Raw genomic sequence first — 16,760 nt, forward strand, 5'->3', positions numbered from 1 at the left:
CAACCATGACCTCACACCCGGTGCGCCTGGGGGCCGCCCTCTCCGTGGGGTCGATGGCCAGCGCCCAACTCGGCCTTGCGGTCGCGGTGGGGCTGATCGACCGGATCGGGGCCGAGGGAGCCGCGTGGCTGCGCCTGGCCTGGGCGGGGGTGCTGTTCCTGGTGGTGGTGCGTCCGCGGCGCGCCGCGTTCACCCGCACCACGTTCGGGATCTGTGTGCTGCTCGGCATCGTGACGGCCCTGATCAGCATGTTGTTCATGGCCGCGTTGGCCCGGATCCCGATGGGAACTGCCAGCGCGCTGGAGTTTCTCGGCCCGCTGGGGGTGGCGGTGGTCAGCGGCCGTGGCCGGGGCCGCTGGGCGTGGCCGGCGCTGGCCGCCGCGGGTGTCGTGGCGCTGACGCAACCGTGGCAAGGCCGCATCGATGTGGTCGGGGTGGGGTTCGCGCTGACCGCGGCGGTGTGCTGGGCGGCGTACATCCTGTTGACGCAACGCGTTGGCGACGGGGTGAGTGGGCTGCAGGGTCTGGGGGTGTCGATGCCGGTGGCCGCCCTGGTGGCGACCGCAGCGGTCGGTCCCTTCGTGGTGCACCGCATGACCCCGGACATGATTCTCATCGGGCTGGGCCTGGCGCTACTCGTGCCGATCGTGCCGTTCACCCTCGAGCTGCTGGCGCTACGCCGGCTCAACACCGCGGCGTTCGGAACGTTGATGAGCCTTGAACCCGCGTTCGCGCTGCTGATCGGTTTCCTCGTCCTGCATCAGGTCCCCGGCCCGGCGGGAATCGTCGGCGTCGCCCTCGTCGTGGCGGCGGGAATCGGTGCGGCGCGCGGCGGTAGCAGACTGCCGGCGCCCGTTCCTCCCGGATAACGCCTGCGGCTCAACCCCATTCGTGGTTCATCGCGCGGGACTGGGTGACGTCTTCGGAATCCATCGGCCGCAGCGGCGAGCGGGTGACGGCGATCAGCAGCATCGCGGCACCCGCGGTGATCGCGCCGAGCGCGAAGATGATGGTGAAACTGCTTTCCGGGGTGTGACCATGCTGCGACCGGCCCAGCAGCACCGCGACGATCGCCGCGGCGATCGAACTGCCAATGGTGCGCGCGATCGCGTTCATGCTTGTCGCGACACCGGTCTCGTCGGCGTCGACTTCGCGCACCACCAGCGCCGGCAGTGCGCCATAAGCCAGGCTGATGTAGGCGTTGGCCAGCACCCCGGCCGCGATCACCTGCCAGGGTTGATCGTGCAGCGTGGCCAGCAGGACGAACCCGGCGACCCCGGTGGCCGCGCCGACGAGCAGCACCGTGCGGGCGCCGAAGCGGTCGATGTAGCGGCCGCTGGCGACAGCGGTGAGGAAGCCGGCGAGTGCGCCGGGCAACAGGAACACGACACTGGCGCCCAGCACGCTCGCGCCGAACCCGTAGCCACTGCCCGCCGGCGCTTGGACGAAGTCGGTCAGACCCAGGAACGCGAAATACAGACCCGTCCCGACCAGCACGGTCGCCAGGTTGGTCAGCAGGATCGGGCGGCGAGACAGCATCGTCGTCGACACCAACGGCTGGCGGCACCGACGTTCCCACCACCACCAGATACCGAGCACGACCAGACCGCCGCCCAGGCTGCCGATCGTGCCCGCCGAACCCCAACCCCAGGCGTGGCCCTGGGTGATCGCCAGCAGCACTGCGGACAGGCCCAGCGCGAGCCCGGCCGCGCCGGCCCAGTCGACCGTGCCCTCGGTGCTGCGCGGGCGGCCCGGCACGACCAGGAGTACGGCGACGATCACCAGCACGGTGAACGCAGTCGTCAACCAGAACACCCGGCGATAGCCGGCGTCACCGCGCATCAACAGACCGGTGACGACCAGGCCCATGCCGCCGCCGAACCCGAGCGACCCGGACAGCACGGCCATGGCGCGCATCAGCCGGTCTGCGGGCAACTCCTCGCGCATGATGGACACCCCGATCGGGTAGAGGGCGTAGGACGCCCCCTGCAGTACCCGTGCCACGATCAGCAGTGGAAGCGACGATGTCAGCGCGGCCAGCAGCGATCCGCCGAGCACGACCACGAGCACCGCCAACAGCACCCGCTTCTTGCTGTACAGGTCGGCCAGCCGGCCGATCAGCGGTGTGCTGGCCGCGGCGGCCAGCAGGTTGGCGGTCACGGCCCAGCTGACGTCGACGGGGGAGGCGTTCAGCTGCCTGGAGATCACCCCGAGCACCGGCACGACACCGGTCTGAAGGACCGCGACGGTCAGTGCGACGACGCTGAGGGTGGCTATCAGGAGCCCGGGGCGCTGATCGCCGATGCCACGCGTCTCGAGATCCGACACGTGACCTCCGTCCTGATTGCGTGCGCCGACCCGTTGATTATGCGGTCTAAGCATCCCAGTACTGACACCGGACTGCGCTATGCGAGGATGCCCGGATGGCCACCCGACCGGCGCATTTCATTTCCGATCCCGACGGCATGTTTCATCCGACGGAGAACGCGCGAAGCCGTTGGGGTACCGACATGCTCAACGGCCCGGCCGTGGTGGGCCTGGCGGCGTTCAACCTGGAGCAGCGCTTCGGAGTGCCCGAATTTTTGCCGGCTCGCCTCACTGTTGACCTGTTCAAAGCCGCCAAACGGGTTCCGACGATCGTCCAATCGCGGCTGGTCCGTGACGGCCACCGGGTTCGCAACAGCGAGTGCGACGTCATCCAGGGTGACGTGATCGTCGCCCGCGCCACGCTGGTGCAGTACCGCTTGTCCGAACCGCCGGCTGGGGAAGAGTGGGTTGGAGAGGCGTTGTTCACGCCGCCGCCCGAAACCGAGGCGCATGCGTTCATGATCGGCAGCGACGATGTCGGCTGGAGCCCGGGTGGGGGTGTTCACCAGAACACGTCACGCAAGCGCGTCTACCACAGCCCGATCGACGTGGTGGCCGGCCACGACATCACCCCGTTCGTCCGCACCGTCATCGTCGCCGAGGCCACCAGCCTGGTCAGCAACATGGGCACCAAGGGCATCGGCTACATCAACGGTGACCTCACCGTCGCGCTAAGCCGGCTCCCGCAGTCGGAAAGCATTGGTGTGCAAGGCGATTCACACTGGGTATCGGAAGGGGTCTCGGTTGGCACCGGAACGCTCTTCGATGATGCGGGCCCGTTCGGAACCGGTCTGGTCACCGCGATCGCCAACCCGGCGGCTCAGATCGACTTCACCGGCTTTGATGCGATGCCGAAGTTGAGCATCTGACTCAGAGCAGGGTGCGCAACTGATCGTGCGGCAGCGCGGGGGAGCGGTGCCCGTCGCGGCCGACCATGTCGGCGTTGACCACCAATGCGTTGAGCACGGCCTCTTCGACGCTGTGCACGACCGCGGCGTAGATGTCGTCCATCCGTCCCCAGGGTAGAAACGTCAGCCGGCCGAACTCGTCGTCGGCGACCTCGCCGATGGGGAACCGGCTCGCCAGATCCGGGGCGTCGGCGGTGGAGAAAGCCAAGAAGATGTCGCCGGAGAAGTGGCTGCCGGTGGTGCCGGTGCGCGCCAGGCCCAGCGGCACGCGCCGGGCAAGAGCCTTGCACTGGCCGGGCAGCAGCGGTGCGTCGGTGGCGATCACCGCGATCACCGAGCCTGCACCGGGCGGTGGGCGGTTGAGGTCACGTTCGAACCAGTCGCCGTCGAGCGGGTTGTCGGCGGTCAAGTCGGGTCCGACGTGGCGTCCGGCGATGGTAAGTTCTTGGCGCGCACCGAAATTGGCTTGCACGAAGGCGCCGACGGTGAAGGTGTGGCGGCCGTAGCGCACTACGCGAGATGCGGTGCCGTTGCCGCCTTTGAACTCATAGCAATTCATTCCGGTCCCGCCGCCGACCGAACCCTCCGGCACCGGGCCGCCGGTGGCGTTGTCGAGCGCGGCCTCGGCATGTTCGGGCCGCACGTGACCACCGTTGATGTCGTTGAGGTAGCCATCCCAGGTTTCGGCGCACACCGGCAGCAGCCACTGGCGTGCCAGGATCGGGTCCACCCGGTTGATCCAGGCGATGACACCGGTGTGGCAGGCGCCGACGGCGTGCGTATTCGATAGCAGGACAGGCAAATTGAAGGCGCCCGACTCTTCGATCCAGGTTGTTCCGGTCATCTCACCGTTGCCGTTGAGGGAGAACCAGCCTGCCGCACAGGGCGCTCCGAGCCCGGCCCGGCCACGGGGGAGGATTGCCGTCACTCCGGTGCGCACCGGTCCCTGGCCCACCGTCATCGCCCCGTCACCGGTGACCAGCGTGGTCACCCCAACCTCGACGCCGGCCACGTCGGTGATGGCGTTGAGTGGGCCTGGTTCGCCGAGAAACGGGATGCCGAGTCCGCGGGCACGGGGCCGGCCGTCGGCGGTGAATGCCGCTGGGGACGTCATCGGCCGACCCTACTGTCGGTCGGCGGTGGGCTCTACTCCAACCAAAGACCGTCGTGGCCCAGAAAGACAACGGACGCCGGGGAAGGTTTTTGGACCTTCCCCAGCGCCGCCTACGCCCGCACCACACCCCCCAGTAGTGGTGCGAACCATCAGGCGATTCCGGCGCCCCCGCGGAATCCGTGTCTCGACTGATGTTGATGCCAAAACTATCGGGCGCCGGACCACCCGCGCACGCGTAGTGCACTACTCGATTTCAGCCTTTTCTCAGGTTGACTACCTGTCGCAGCGGAGAGTCCGCGACCGGGGCATGATCGTCGGTGGCCGGCAGGGAGACGAACGGAGATCCGATGACAGGGCGCGCGGACGTGTTGATAACAGCCGAGGCGCTGGTCAACCGCTTGGCGGCCGGAGAACCGGTGGCGGTGCTGGACGTGCGCTGGACCCTGAGTGAGCCGGACGGGCGCGACCACTACCTGCAGGGACATCTCCCCGGCGCGGTGTACGTGTCCTTGGACGACGACCTGACCGACCACGAGGTCTCCGGCCGTGGCCGCCACCCATTGCCGTCGGGATCCGCGGTACAGGCAGCCGCCCGGCGCTGGGGGATTCGCAACGGCGTTCCGGTGGTGGTCTACGACGACTGGAACCGGGCAGGTTCCGCGCGAGCCTGGTGGGTGCTGACAGCGGCCGGCCTGACCGACGTACGCATCCTCGACGGCGGCTGGTCGGCGTGGAAGGCCGCCGGCGGCGCCATCGAAACCGGCCCGGTCGACCCGGCCCCTGGCGACGTCACCGTCGTGCACGAGGACCTGTACGCCGGGGCGTTACCGACGTTGACGGCCGACGAACTCGACCGAGGTCCGCTGCTGGACGCCCGAGCACCCGAACGGTTCCGCGGCGAGGTCGAACCGGTCGACCCGCTCGCCGGCCACATACCAGGGGCGCGCAACCTGCCCAGCACGATGCTGCTCGGCGACGACGACACGTTCGTGGCTCAGGCCGCGGTGGACGAGCTGCTCAACGAACGCGGAGTCGACGCCGGCGTCCCGATCGGGGTCTACTGCGGTTCGGGGATCACGGCGGCCGTCGCTGTCGCCGCCCTGACCGCCGCGGGCCGCGATGCTGCGTTGTTCCCGGGTTCCTGGTCGCAGTGGAGCTCCGATCCCGACCGGCCCATCGCAACCGGTGCGCAGTAGCAATGGAGACGCTCCGGGTCTACCTGCGGATTCAGGCGATGTGCCTCATCTTCGGCATCGTTGGCCCCATATTTCTGGGTGTGTACTTCGCCGCCCAGCCAGACCTCTCGCTGAGGTGGATGTATTACTGGGGGCTGGTGATCACCGCGATCGATGTATTGGTGGCGTTGGGCCTCACCGATCAGACCATGCGAGCCCGTGAGGTCACTCGTGAGCAGCAGGAGGCGCGGTCAAAGTGACGAGTCGGGGACCGTTCGACGGCAAGGCCGTGATCACCGGGGCCGGTAAGTCCCAGGTCGGACGGCGGCTGGGCCGCACCGGACTGGAGCTGACGCTGGAAGCGGTGCTGCGCGCGATCGACGACGCCGGTCTGGCCGTCGATGATGTCGACGGCATCGCCAGCTACCCGGGCGCCGTCGCGGGCAACCCGGGATTCTCCGGCGCCAACGTCACCGACGTGCGCACGGCGCTGGGGCTGCGCAGCCGCTGGTACATGGGTGGGCTGGAGACGGCGGGCCAGATCGGACCGGTGATCGAAGCATGTATGGCGGTCACCCTCGGCCTGGCCAACCATGTCGTGGTGTTCCGGTCGGTATGGGAGTCGACGGCGGCGCAGCAGTCCGGTGGCGGCCACGCGTCGGTGCTGCTGGGCGGTGGTGGGAAGTTGCCGCCCCAGATGGAGTGGACCGCGCCGTTCGGCGCGTTGTCGGCGGCCAATTGGCTGGCGATGCCCGCGCAGCGCTACATGCACGACTTCGGGCTCACCCGTGAGCAACTCGGCGCCATCGCGCTGAACGCCCGGCGCAACGCGGGCTTGAATCCCGATGCGGTGTACCGCGACCCGATGACGATGGAGGACTATCTGAACGCGCGGATGATCTCGGAACCGTTGTGTCTCTACGACTGTGACGTGCCCTGCGACGGGGCCACCGCCGTCATCGTGTCCCGCCGGGATGCCACCGGCGGCTTGCCTCGCCACCCGCTGACGGTGGAATCCGTCGGCCCCGGGATGTTCGAAAGGCCAACGTGGGAACAGCGATTCGACCTCACCACGATGGCCGCACACGATTCGGCGGCCACCCTGTGGGAGACCACCCAACTGCGGCCCGGTGACGTCGACATGGCTCAGCTCTACGACGGGTTCAGCTTCCTGACGGTGATGTGGTTGGAGGCGTTGGGATTCTGCGAACACGGCCAGGTGGGTGAGTTCATCGAGGGCGGGGAGCGCATCGCGCTCGACGGGAAGCTGCCGCTGAATACCAGTGGTGGCCAACTGTCGGGCGGTCGTCTGCACGGGATGGGCTTCCTGCACGAGGCCTGCGTGCAGCTCTGGGGAGAGGGCGGCGAGCGCCAGGCTCCTAGCACTCCCGAGGTCGTCGCGGTCGGTGTCGGCGGGGGTCCCGTCGCGGGTTCGATGCTGGTGAGCAGCCGATGAGCTATCAGCGACCGGATTTGCGGCTGGCGCCCAGCCCGACAGCCGAATCGGCGGCGTTCTGGACCGGTGGGCGTGACGGGGATCTGCTGATCTCACGCTGCCACGCGTGCGGGCAGTTCTTTCACCCGCCCGGACCGGCCTGTTGGCGTTGCCGAAGCTTTGATGTGGCCCCCGAGAAGGTGTCCGGGCGGGCAACAGTCGCGGCATTCACCGTCGACCGGCAACCGTGGATTCCGGGATTCGAGCCGCCCTACATCGTCGCGATCGTCGAGATCGCCGAGCAACCCGACGTGCGGCTGACCACCAACGTGGTGGACGTCGAACCGGACGACATGCGCATCGGGCTCGAGGTGGAAGTGTTCTTCGAGGATTGGACGGGGCTATCCGGCGGGGAGGACACCCGCGTGTGGATTCCGTTGTTCCGGCCCGTAACCCGCTGACGGGCCGAGCTTAACCGTTGTCAGACAACGGGATTGGGGTCAGTCGCGAACCCAGACTGAGATGTATCCGAGGGGGATTCCGGTGCGGGTGGCGATGCATTCGCGGGCGGCCAGTTCGACCTTGTCGCGCGCTGTCGCCTCTGCGGCGTCATTGATTTCGGGAATCCGGATCACCCAGCGATTGGTGTCGAAACGGATTTCGATCTCGAAACACTGACCGGCCATCGGCCGCAGTGCGGAATGGGTGCGAAGACCCCGTTGCGGGCGGGTAGAGAAGCCGCGAGTTCTGTAATGAGTACGCATCTTCAGGCTTTCCGGAACGATTCTGGGCCGCGGGAAAAGATACTCTCCACGGCGCGGAATGCAAAATCGCGACAATCTGTGGCCAAGATGGAGAAATGGCGGGGCGTGCCGCCGGGCGATCGATTGTCACGAAGGCGATCACATTGACGAGGATGCGCTGATCGCGCTCATTGATGCGGCGGTGGAATTCAACCTGTCATCGGGATCGCGGTCCCGAAAGCGGGGGTAGGCGCTCGGTCAAGACTCTGGGCCGAGGGGGCGGCCCAAGTGGTAACCGAGGCGCATTTCGTAGTCGCCCGGCTGATTGCGTCCGGCGGCCAGCGCGGCCGCGAGCCGACGCTGGGAGCCCGGCCACTGAAACGAGCTCAGGTAGATCTCGAGCGACGACATCAAGTCCTCCGGCGATGGCGACGTGTAACGGTTGATCTGGCGTTTGACAGCCGCAATGGATTCCTTGTCGTAAGAAGCGATCCGGCTGGCCAGTGTGTCCACCAGCGAATCGAGCTCTGCGTCATCGACGGTCCGGTTGACCCAGCCGTACCGCTCTGCCAAATCGCCCGGGTAGTCGTCGCTGGATAGCGCAACTTCCAGCGCCCGGCCCCTGCCCATCAGGCGGGGAAGGTGTTCCAGGCCGCCGCCGCCGGGCAGATTTCCGCTGGCGGTTTCGGGCTGGCCGAAGAGCGCCCGCTGGCTGGCGAAACGCATGTCCATCGCCAGTGTCAGCTCATTACCGATGCCTCGCACCCGTCCGCGAATCTTCGCGATGGATGCCACAGGCAGGTCCGAAAGGCGGGTGCTGGTGTCGATCGTCAACGGAAACCCGGTAACCCCCAGGCTCTTGGGTGTTTCCGCGACGCGGGAGGTGTCGTAGTGATTCAAGAAGTAGTCAGGATTGGCCGACTCGAACACCACCACCCGCAACTCACTAGCTGCTTGCATCTGATCGATCAGCTCAGGCAGCTCGACGAGCATCTCCGGAGTGACAAGGTTTATCGGTGGGTTGTCGAAGGTGACCCTCCAGAGTCGCTCGCTTTCGACGCCGACCGAAAAATGAGTCCACTGCTGGCTTTTCATCTCGCCACTCGTTTCATTCTGAATGTCTACAGACGGGCTCGGCGGAACACAGCAAGTTCGTCAAATGTGTCCAGATCCAACCCAGGAACTACCCAGGTATCGACCCTACGATTGCGGCCGGTGCCCGCGATCGGCCACCGGCGAGTACGCAGCTTCAGGGGATGCGAAAGCAGGTGTTCGTGGGCAGATTCGTCGGAGTGGGCGCGGCTGCAACCGCGCTTCTGTGCCTGAGCCATGGGGTGGCCGGCGCGGAACCGCTGCCGGTCGGCGATGTCACGCAGTCCACGGATACCGATGACGGTTGGCATTTGAGCGCAACGCTGACCCGAATGACCATCAATTCGGTTCCCAACATGGCCGCGACCGCCTTCACCAGAGAGGGTTTCGTCACCGGAAAGGTGGTGGCGACGATCGGCGGCAACGGGGCGATTCCGGTCAACTCAGGCACCGTCATCCTCGGCCTGCAGCTGGGCTGCCAAGTGGATCTCAGTGAGGGCGGAAGCCTCAATGCCGGTGGGGATATCGGCATCACGCCCGGCTTCAACCATGGCGACCCCTTCGACGACATCGGGCCCTACGCGGACCTCAACGCCGGTGGGTCGATCAATCTGTTGCCCGGCAACATCACGAACATCGGGTTGGGCAAGAAGTCGCTCAAGGGCCGCATCGGCGAGATCGTCGTCAACGATGCCCACGTCAAGGTCGACGGCTGCGGCGGTCCGGTCGCCATCCGCTTCTTCGCGACGGCGATGATCGACACGGACAGGTCCGACGACAGCGTGAACGCCTACGGCGACATCCTGACACTGTGAAACGCCTGCTCGCCGCCCTGTCGCTCGTCGGGTGCCTGGTTGTCGGCCCGGTCGGCCCGGTCGGCCTGGCCCACGCTGACTGCGACACCCCCGGTGACTTCGGAGCGGGGGCCGGGTGCGCGCCGCCCGGGTCCGACTCGTCCGAAGGCGGCAGCAGCACCCAGAGCTGGCCGCCGACGTCGGTCGACTGGCCACCGCAGTTCGACTCCGCCCTTGGCAGCGGGGACAACGAGAAGTCGAAGACGCCGCCGATCGTCATGCCCGACGGGATGGCGGCGCAATCATCGGGCGCGGCGCCGAAGCCGATCGTCGGGGCCGGGTCAGCACCCGAGGCGAGCACGAGCTCGAGCACAAGTACGAGCACCACGCCGACGCCGATCGTGGTGCCGGGCAGTTGACCTCAGCAAACTGAACCCACGGTGGACGATGCATCGATACGCTGCTTGGCTATAGGTGCTCAAACGGGGGCGGGCAATGTCGACAGCACGGTTGGCGGGGTACATCGGGGGCTTGACGGTCGCCCTCGGAGTCGGGCTTGCCATCGGGACCGCGAGTGCGCAGGCCGCGCCGGCGGGTTCGTCGGACAGCGCGAAACCACACAGCGGTGCGGCGACCAGCCCGTCAGGGCCCAAGGTCGCCGTCGCGCGCCGAGCGCCTGCGGCCGGAGTTAATCAGAACCGCACGAAGCGATCAGCGGCAGCGCCGGGTAGACCGGCTGCTGTTGCGCAGACCGCTCGCCGGGAGGGCAAGGCCACTGCGGCTACATCGTCGGCGGCTTCGACGCGACACCCGCTGCGGGACCTGATCGTCACCTTCAAGAACACCCAATTGGCCCTGCCGTTGCAGATGGTCTTCTTCGTCAAACAGGTTGCCGGCAATGCGACATTCACCGAGAACACGGTCTACGACTTACACAATGTCGACCAGTACGACTGGAACAAGCTGACCGGCATCTCGTTCACGTTCTGGCATCCGGACGACAACGCCATCATGATCGCCTGGCGCTACAACGTCGATACCCAGATGTTCGAGATCGGCCCGTACTACAACATGGACTTCGCCAGGATCATGCCGACCGACGACGAGATCATCTCGGTTCCGGTTGATGCGACGTTCACGTTCTCAGCCGACTACCACGGCATCACGCTGCAATACGGAGATACCGTGGTGTACAAGCCGATTCCGGCGGGTCTGCATCCGAATCAATTGTCCGCCTTCCGGATCAACAGCTGGTTCGGCGGGACGAGCCGGGCACCCAGGACCATCTCGTACTACATGCATTTGAAGCCGTGGTGGAAGACCTTGTGATGCGGGCGCGCTCGCTAGTTGCGCGCGCTAGGGGGACAGATCGCGGGCTGCAGTCCTAGCGAGTTGGCCATGGCGTTCTGGTTCTGACACGCGTTCACCCCCGAGTCTGGTGGGCTGTTAGGGCCCTGGCTCGCCGGGCATGTGGTGGGTTGCAGGCCGATGGCGATCGGCATGGCGCTTTGGTTTTGGCAGGCGGTCATTCCGGAATCGGGTGGGGTGATCGCGCCTTGGGTGGTCCGGCATGTGGTGGGTTGCAGGCTGATGGCGATCGGCATGGCGCTTTGGTTTTGGCAGGCGGTCATTCCGGAATCGGGTGGGCTGTTCGGGCCCTGGCTCGCCCGGCACGTGTTCGGCGGCAGGCCCAACGAGCTGGCCATGGCACTTTGGTTCTGGCAGGCGTTGATTCCGGAATCGGCCGGGCTGCTCCCGCCCGGAGCGCTCTCCGACTGGTCCTTGTCCGGCGAGCTCGTCGCGTCCGGAGCGGCACCCGGACTACTGGGGGCCGAGGTGCTCGTCGACCCGGTGTCATCCGGGGCCGCGGTCTGACTGGTGCTGGAGGAGGGGGTGGTGCACGGCGGAGGGTTGTAGCCACCTCGTTGAAAACAGCCGGCCACGGCGGTGCCGGTCGGCGGGACGGCTCCGACGATGCCGCACCCGATCGCGACTGCGGCGATAGCCAACGCAACTGCACACCGACTCCAAAACCGCTGCCGCATCAATGGTGTGGGCAATTATCTAGATGTTGTCGTTGAGGACCCGATAGCGTCGCACGCTGAATCGCCAGACCCCATCGATGCGGCGGAGCTCGTCGTCATAGGCCCCGATCAGCTGACGTGACGTCCCGTCGCGAAGTTGCAGGGTTTCCAGACAATAGGAGCGCGTGGTGGCGGTCGCGCCATCGACGACGATCGACCCAACCTGTGTCATGAACACCATCTGCGACAACATCTTCCAGATGCCGTGCCAGTGCTGCCCCAGTGCTTCGATACCTTCGCATTCGCCGCCGTCACCGAATCGGGCACCGTCTTCGGTCCAGCAATCCAGATAGTCGTCCAGGGCTTGGCGGGTGACCGCGTCGCTGTAGCTGTCGAATCGTTCGCGGATGCTGAGGCGATCCTCAATGGGGCCGCTGAACACGAGGCTGCTCCTTCCGCCGGCCGGGGGATTTAGGTGGCGAGGTGATCGGCCGCGGGCACCTCGGTCCGTTGCATGCTGCGCAGGCTGCTCTTCACGAATTTTCGGAGCACTTCGTGACGTTCGGCATTCGATTCCCGGTTTGTGGTCAGCAGCGCGTAGAGGCCCACGAGAAAGAATGCCGCACTGGAGTAGGCGTCGACGTCGTCGTAGAGTTCGCCGCGGTGTCGCGAGCGCTCGATCTCGGCGGCAAGAAGGACGAAAGTCGGATGTTGTAACCAGTTTTCTTCTTGCGGCAGGGTCGGGGAGAAGTACAGGCCGGTGACATCACGAAAAAGCGCCAAGCCCCATTGCTTTTCGAGGGCCAGGACAAGCCGGATGATCTCGTTGAGTACCGCGGGCAGGTCGTGCGGCGTGTCGAGAAACCGGCTGAGTTCCTCGGCCAGACGATCCTCATCACCACGAATCAGCTCGAGCAGAACGTGTTCCTTGGTCGGGAAGTGGAAGTAGAAGGTACTGCGCGACACACCCGCCGCTTCGACGATGGCGTTGATGTCCGCGGAGCTCGTCCCGGCGCGCTGGAACTCCTCGATGGCGGCGCCGAGCACGCGGGCACGCGTTCTGCGTCGTTGGGCTTCGCGGCCCGTTGAGCTGTCTCGCACCCGACCATTGTGCCGCATTCATTGAACTATGTCACTGAAAAATCCGCCCGACCACGCACGTCATCTGGGGATTATGCGCATTTCGTTGTCAGATGACAGTGAACGTGTTAGACCTAGACGGTGTCGATGAACACCCGAGGTCAACGAATCCTGTTGTGGACGACGCCCCCGGCGGCCGCTCTGCTGTTGCTTGGCTACCTGTTGTTCCCGATCTTCTCGCCGCCGTTGTCACCGACGATGACTCCGGAAGAGGTCGCCGCGTTTTTCCGGGACAACACCACGGGCATCCTCGGCGTCGTGATTCTCTGCAACCTGCTTGCGGCGTCGCTGGTTCCGCTCTTCGCCGTCACCGCCGTGCAGATATCCCGCACCGGAACGTCGAGCAGCGTCTTCACCTATGCCTACATCATCTGCGTCGGAATCGGCACCACGGCATTCATCCTCGCCGACTACTGCTGGGGGGTCGCCGCATTCAGGCCCGACCGCGACCCGCAGCTCATCAGTCTGCTGAACGACATGGCCTGGTTCTTCTTCATCGCACCGGTCGGCACGATCATCGTGCAGAACCTCTGCCTTGCGGTAAGCATCTACCTCGATGAGCGCCCGGACCCCATCTTTCCCCGCTGGATGGCGCATTTCAGTGTCGTCATCGCCGTCCTGCTGATTCCGAGCGCCTTTTCGATTCTCTACAAGTCGGGTCCGCTCGCGTGGAACGGCGCCGTGTCCTTCACGCTGCGGCTTGTCGTGCTGGCGACCTTCGTCGTGGTGACGTTCCTGGTGCTCCTTCGCGTCGTCAATCGCCAGGGTTCCGAGCGCGAGGTCCTTGCGTGAGCGACGGGCGGCGCAAGAACCGGAAACTCGATCAGTGGATTGCCTTTTGGATCGTCCCGTTCTTCTTCAACCTGTTCGGCATCGTGTTTGTCCCGCTGAGTTGGATGATGCCGCCCCGATCGCCGAGTGCCTCCACGCCGCAGATCGTCGAGTTCATGCAGTCGCACAATCTGCTCATCGCGTGCGCAATCTTGACCCTGTCGTTCGGCCTGGCGCCCGTGACGAACGCCGTGTATCTGATCCAGGTCAAGCGCATGTCGGTCAGCCCGGTGTTTCGGTACTCGATGATGGTCGGCTCCATGACGGGCGCCATTGTCGGCATGCTCTTCCCGATGTTCTGTTTCGGTCTCGGCGCATTCCGCTCCGGGTACGCGCCGGCGACGCTGGAAATGCTCTACGACTTCGGCTACCTGGCCTACATCGGATCCCTGGGATGCTTCTGCGTGATGTGGATGTGTTTTGGGCTGGCTATCCTGCTCGACCAGAACAACGTCCTGCCGAAGTGGCTTGGCTATTACACGATTTGGCAGTACGTCACGGAGCTCATTGCGGCGCCAGTCTGGATTTCCAAGTCCGGCCCCTTCGCATGGAACGGGCTGATGACCTTCTGGTTCGCGATGGTGCTCTATGTGTCCTGGCAGATCATCGTTTATGTCTGCATCTACCGAGCCATCAAGAAGCAGCCTGACGAGGAGCTCGAGAACGCCTGGCTTAATGGCGAACTGGTGTCACCGGATCCCCGGCTGGGAGCGCACGCGTGACCGACCTTGCCGAAGGCCCCATCGGGGGCATCGACGCCGCGCAGCCAAACGGTAAAGCGCGCAATCACATTCCTGGCGAGCCCAGCATGTGGTTCTTCGTCATCGGCGACCTGTTTATCTTCGGCGTCTACTTCATCGCCTACATGTACTACCGCCAGCAGGACCACGAGTTGTTCTTGCAGAGCCAGGCGCGGCTGAACCTGGACATCGGCGCGATCAACACCGTCGTCCTGCTCACCAGTTCGCTCTTTGTTGCGCTGGGCACGTCGGCTGCCCGAGCCGGCAAGACGGCGGACGGTGTTCGGCTCTTCGGTATTGCGCTGGCCTTCGGTGCCGCCTTCCCGCTGTTCAAAGTGTTCGAATACGTGCCCGAGATCATTGCCGGCTCGACGCCGGGCACCAACCTGTTCTTCATGTACTACTTCGTGATGACGGGCATGCACCTGTGTCACGTTCTCCTCGGCCTGGTCATCCTCAGCTTCGTCATCCGAAACTTGAAAGGATCTGCACCGCCGAAGATTTCATTTGTGGAGACCGGGGCAACCTACTGGCACATGGTCGACATTCTGTGGCTTGTTCTGTTCGCGTTGCTTTACTTGATGAGGTGATCCGTGACGTCCTACATCCGTAATCCGCTCACGATCGTGTGGGCGTTGCTCACGCTGGTCACCGCCGTGTCATGGTTGACCGCACGCGACGGTGGCGCAGCGCACGTGGTCAACCCGACCGTAACTGTCATCGTGCTGTTGATCGCGGCGGTGAAAACGCAACTGGTGATCTGGCATTTCATGGAAGTGCGACGCGCGCCGGTGTGGTTGCGGGTGACCACGATGAGTTGGCTGGTAGCCCTTTTCGCATTCCTGCTGGGTTTCTACTTCGCGTTCCGGTAGGCAGCCAGCGTTCCTGGGCAGTGTCCCGTTTACTTTTACGGTGCCAAATGTAAATCTGTACGGGTGGAACCACGGTTGACCTTCGGGGATCTCGACGACGATTCCAAACCACTGGCGATACTGGTGCACGGCTTTCCCGACACTCCGCACACCTGGCGGTTCCTGGGGCCCGCGCTGGCCGACGCCGGGTATCGCGTGGTCGCACCGTGGTTGCCTGGATATCGAGAGCCGGCCACAGGCCCGGTCAGCGTCGGAACCTATGTGCGACACGTCTTCACGGTGCGCGGCGACCATCGGGGCGACGAACGGTCAATTCTCGTCGGCCACGACTGGGGCGCCAACGCCGGCTACGGCGCGGTGGTCTGCGAGCCCGCCGCGTTTCGGCGGTTCGTCGCACTCGCGGTCCCGCCAACGGCGGCGCTGGGCAGTGGGCTGTTCAGCTACCGGCAGCTCAGGCGCTCCTTTTACATCTGGTTCATTCAGCAGGTGGGGTTGGCGGAGTTCGCGCTCCTGGAAGCGGGGTTCTGGGAGTCGTTGTGGTCGGACTGGTCACCCGGTTACGCCTGCGAACAGGACATCGCGATGTTGCGCGACTACGTCACCGCTGAGACGATCGGGGGAGTGCTCGGACCCTATCGGGCGTCGTTCAATGCGGACTTCGCCGACGCGGCGACCGTAACCGAGGCCTCAGCGACGATGCAGTCGCCACCGGTTCCGACGTATTACCTACATGGATCCGCCGACGGGGCGATCGGCGCGGAACTTCTCGCCGACGTGGCGGCGCACCTACCGGCACCGGCGTCGAAGTTCGACCTGGTTGATGGTGCGGGGCACTTCCTGCACCTGGAACAGCCAGAGTTGTTGGCGACAAAGATCCTCGCCTGGCTAGCCGACTGAGACCGAAAGTCCACGTTTGCGTTTGACCTCGATCCCGGCGGCGTAACGCAGCTCAGCCAGGAACCGAGCCCTGTCGTGTCCGCGTACGAGGTAGTGGCACACGGCAATCCGAACCACGGCCGCAGCCGCCAGGTCGGCGTCCTTGCCGGTCATGATGTTGCGCATACCTTTCTCCATCATCGGCAGCACCCGCGTCATCTGTCCGATCGAATATTCGGGCTCGAGTTCGACCAATAGCTCATGGGAGTGCGAGAACTGGTAGTCGACGATGAACTGAAGCGCCGCATCCACCCGGTCAGGCCCACGAAGCCCGGCCGTGGCTGCGGCCATCTCGGCTGCGAAGTTGTCCTGCTCGTACAGCGCGAACGCGTCCAGCAGACCTTCCTTCGAGCCGAAGTAGCGGTACACCGTCGGGCGTGACACTCCGGCCTCGGCCGCCACCTCCAGGAGCTGCAGCTTGCTGGCGCCCCGTCGCGACACCACGGCGTAGGTCGCATCGAGGATTCGCTTACGAATCGAGTGCTCACTCTCGGCAGGCACGGGGTTGGCTCCTCATCTGCTTTACACAACATGGTGCAAATGTCACACTAGACCGGGTTAGCTCTGATGTCTCGTTACCGCGTTCGAG

The 16,760-nt window shown here is 65.2% G+C and carries 22 protein-coding genes; 15 read left to right on the top strand and 7 right to left on the bottom strand.

The window, feature by feature from the left end; all coding sequences use genetic code 11:
* The first annotated feature begins 5 nt into the window (after positions 1 to 5).
* Positions 6 to 869, top strand: coding sequence for an EamA family transporter (locus SLQ31_RS14675; protein ID WP_319433784.1), 864 nt, complete (start codon positions 6 to 8; stop codon positions 867 to 869).
* 10 nt (positions 870 to 879) lie between these two features.
* Here the strand turns inward: SLQ31_RS14675 and SLQ31_RS14680 are convergent, their stop codons facing one another.
* The gene (locus SLQ31_RS14680) at positions 880 to 2,328 is read right to left on the bottom strand and encodes an MFS transporter (protein ID WP_319433786.1); all 1,449 of its coding nucleotides are present in this window, start codon (positions 2,326 to 2,328) and stop codon (positions 880 to 882) included.
* A gap of 95 nt (positions 2,329 to 2,423) precedes the next feature.
* Between SLQ31_RS14680 and SLQ31_RS14685 the strand changes: the two genes are divergently transcribed.
* Positions 2,424 to 3,236: an acyl-CoA thioesterase domain-containing protein gene (locus SLQ31_RS14685; protein ID WP_319433788.1), complete on the top strand. Its 813-nt coding sequence runs from the start codon at positions 2,424 to 2,426 to the stop codon at positions 3,234 to 3,236.
* Between the two features lies 1 nt (position 3,237).
* Here the strand turns inward: SLQ31_RS14685 and SLQ31_RS14690 are convergent, their stop codons facing one another.
* Complete coding sequence (locus SLQ31_RS14690; protein WP_319433790.1) at positions 3,238 to 4,389, bottom strand: P1 family peptidase; 1,152 nt, start codon at positions 4,387 to 4,389, stop codon at positions 3,238 to 3,240.
* 347 nt (positions 4,390 to 4,736) lie between these two features.
* Between SLQ31_RS14690 and SLQ31_RS14695 the strand changes: the two genes are divergently transcribed.
* From SLQ31_RS14695 to SLQ31_RS14710, 4 genes are read left to right on the top strand one after another with little or no spacing between them, the layout of a single operon-like run.
* Entirely contained in the window at positions 4,737 to 5,585 is an 849-nt protein-coding gene (locus tag SLQ31_RS14695) for a sulfurtransferase (RefSeq protein WP_319433792.1), read from the top strand.
* A 2-nt stretch (positions 5,586 to 5,587) separates the two neighbouring features.
* Complete coding sequence (locus SLQ31_RS14700; RefSeq protein ID WP_319433794.1) at positions 5,588 to 5,824, top strand: hypothetical protein; 237 nt, start codon at positions 5,588 to 5,590, stop codon at positions 5,822 to 5,824.
* On the top strand, positions 5,821 to 7,020 hold the full coding sequence (locus SLQ31_RS14705) for a thiolase family protein (protein WP_319433796.1): 1,200 nt from the start codon (positions 5,821 to 5,823) through the stop codon (positions 7,018 to 7,020). The genes SLQ31_RS14700 and SLQ31_RS14705 overlap by 4 nt, the downstream gene beginning before the upstream one ends.
* Positions 7,017 to 7,460, top strand: coding sequence for a Zn-ribbon domain-containing OB-fold protein (locus SLQ31_RS14710; RefSeq protein WP_319433798.1), 444 nt, complete (start codon positions 7,017 to 7,019; stop codon positions 7,458 to 7,460). The genes SLQ31_RS14705 and SLQ31_RS14710 overlap by 4 nt, the downstream gene beginning before the upstream one ends.
* A 39-nt stretch (positions 7,461 to 7,499) precedes the next feature.
* Here SLQ31_RS14710 and SLQ31_RS14715 read toward each other — a convergent pair whose 3' ends face one another.
* Both SLQ31_RS14715 and SLQ31_RS14720 read right to left on the bottom strand, forming a co-directional pair.
* Positions 7,500 to 7,685, bottom strand: a complete 186-nt coding sequence (locus tag SLQ31_RS14715; RefSeq protein ID WP_319433800.1) for a long chain fatty acid-CoA synthetase Faa4p — start codon at positions 7,683 to 7,685, stop codon at positions 7,500 to 7,502.
* 315 nt (positions 7,686 to 8,000) lie between these two features.
* A complete protein-coding gene (locus SLQ31_RS14720; RefSeq protein WP_319433802.1) occupies positions 8,001 to 8,837 on the bottom strand; it encodes an enoyl-CoA hydratase/isomerase family protein in 837 nt (278 codons plus the stop codon).
* A 227-nt stretch (positions 8,838 to 9,064) separates the two neighbouring features.
* Here SLQ31_RS14720 and SLQ31_RS14725 point away from each other — a divergent pair, with 227 nt between their 5' ends.
* From SLQ31_RS14725 to SLQ31_RS14740, 4 genes are all read left to right on the top strand, one after another.
* On the top strand, positions 9,065 to 9,649 hold the full coding sequence (locus SLQ31_RS14725) for an MspA family porin (RefSeq protein ID WP_319434662.1): 585 nt from the start codon (positions 9,065 to 9,067) through the stop codon (positions 9,647 to 9,649).
* The gene (locus SLQ31_RS14730; RefSeq protein WP_319433804.1) at positions 9,646 to 10,047 is read left to right on the top strand and encodes a hypothetical protein; all 402 of its coding nucleotides are present in this window, start codon (positions 9,646 to 9,648) and stop codon (positions 10,045 to 10,047) included. Before SLQ31_RS14725 ends, SLQ31_RS14730 begins: the two co-directional genes overlap by 4 nt.
* Before the next feature lie 76 nt (positions 10,048 to 10,123).
* Positions 10,124 to 10,957 carry a hypothetical protein gene (locus tag SLQ31_RS14735; protein ID WP_319433806.1) on the top strand — a complete coding sequence of 278 codons (834 nt, stop codon included), beginning with the start codon at positions 10,124 to 10,126 and terminating at the stop codon, positions 10,955 to 10,957.
* Between the two features lie 171 nt (positions 10,958 to 11,128).
* Positions 11,129 to 11,503 (top strand): hypothetical protein, encoded by a 375-nt coding sequence (locus SLQ31_RS14740; protein ID WP_319433808.1) that lies wholly within the window; start codon positions 11,129 to 11,131, stop codon positions 11,501 to 11,503.
* A gap of 189 nt (positions 11,504 to 11,692) precedes the next feature.
* Here the strand turns inward: SLQ31_RS14740 and SLQ31_RS14745 are convergent, their stop codons facing one another.
* Together SLQ31_RS14745 and SLQ31_RS14750 are read right to left on the bottom strand one after the other, a co-directional pair.
* Positions 11,693 to 12,094, bottom strand: coding sequence for a nuclear transport factor 2 family protein (locus SLQ31_RS14745; protein ID WP_319433810.1), 402 nt, complete (start codon positions 12,092 to 12,094; stop codon positions 11,693 to 11,695).
* Between the two features lie 29 nt (positions 12,095 to 12,123).
* Complete coding sequence (locus SLQ31_RS14750) at positions 12,124 to 12,771, bottom strand: TetR/AcrR family transcriptional regulator (RefSeq protein WP_319433812.1); 648 nt, start codon at positions 12,769 to 12,771, stop codon at positions 12,124 to 12,126.
* A gap of 108 nt (positions 12,772 to 12,879) precedes the next feature.
* Here SLQ31_RS14750 and SLQ31_RS14755 point away from each other — a divergent pair, with 108 nt between their 5' ends.
* From SLQ31_RS14755 to SLQ31_RS14775, 5 genes are all read left to right on the top strand, one after another.
* On the top strand, positions 12,880 to 13,584 hold the full coding sequence (locus SLQ31_RS14755; RefSeq protein WP_319433814.1) for a hypothetical protein: 705 nt from the start codon (positions 12,880 to 12,882) through the stop codon (positions 13,582 to 13,584).
* Positions 13,581 to 14,345 (top strand): hypothetical protein, encoded by a 765-nt coding sequence (locus tag SLQ31_RS14760; RefSeq protein WP_319433816.1) that lies wholly within the window; start codon positions 13,581 to 13,583, stop codon positions 14,343 to 14,345. The genes SLQ31_RS14755 and SLQ31_RS14760 overlap by 4 nt, the downstream gene beginning before the upstream one ends.
* The gene (locus tag SLQ31_RS14765; protein WP_319433817.1) at positions 14,342 to 14,953 is read left to right on the top strand and encodes a cytochrome c oxidase subunit 3 family protein; all 612 of its coding nucleotides are present in this window, start codon (positions 14,342 to 14,344) and stop codon (positions 14,951 to 14,953) included. Before SLQ31_RS14760 ends, SLQ31_RS14765 begins: the two co-directional genes overlap by 4 nt.
* A gap of 3 nt (positions 14,954 to 14,956) precedes the next feature.
* Positions 14,957 to 15,235, top strand: coding sequence for a cytochrome C oxidase subunit IV family protein (locus tag SLQ31_RS14770; protein WP_319433819.1), 279 nt, complete (start codon positions 14,957 to 14,959; stop codon positions 15,233 to 15,235).
* Positions 15,236 to 15,298: 63 nt separating this feature from the next.
* Positions 15,299 to 16,132, top strand: a complete 834-nt coding sequence (locus tag SLQ31_RS14775; RefSeq protein ID WP_319433821.1) for an alpha/beta hydrolase — start codon at positions 15,299 to 15,301, stop codon at positions 16,130 to 16,132.
* On the opposite strand, the gene SLQ31_RS14780 is transcribed toward SLQ31_RS14775, so the two are convergent.
* Complete coding sequence (locus SLQ31_RS14780; RefSeq protein WP_319433823.1) at positions 16,121 to 16,672, bottom strand: helix-turn-helix domain-containing protein; 552 nt, start codon at positions 16,670 to 16,672, stop codon at positions 16,121 to 16,123. The two genes, SLQ31_RS14775 and SLQ31_RS14780, sit on opposite strands and share 12 nt — an antisense overlap.
* Between the last annotated feature and the right edge of the window lie 88 nt (positions 16,673 to 16,760).

This window comes from Mycobacterium sp. RTGN5, assembly GCF_033804465.1.
GTDB lineage: Bacteria > Actinomycetota > Actinomycetes > Mycobacteriales > Mycobacteriaceae > Mycobacterium.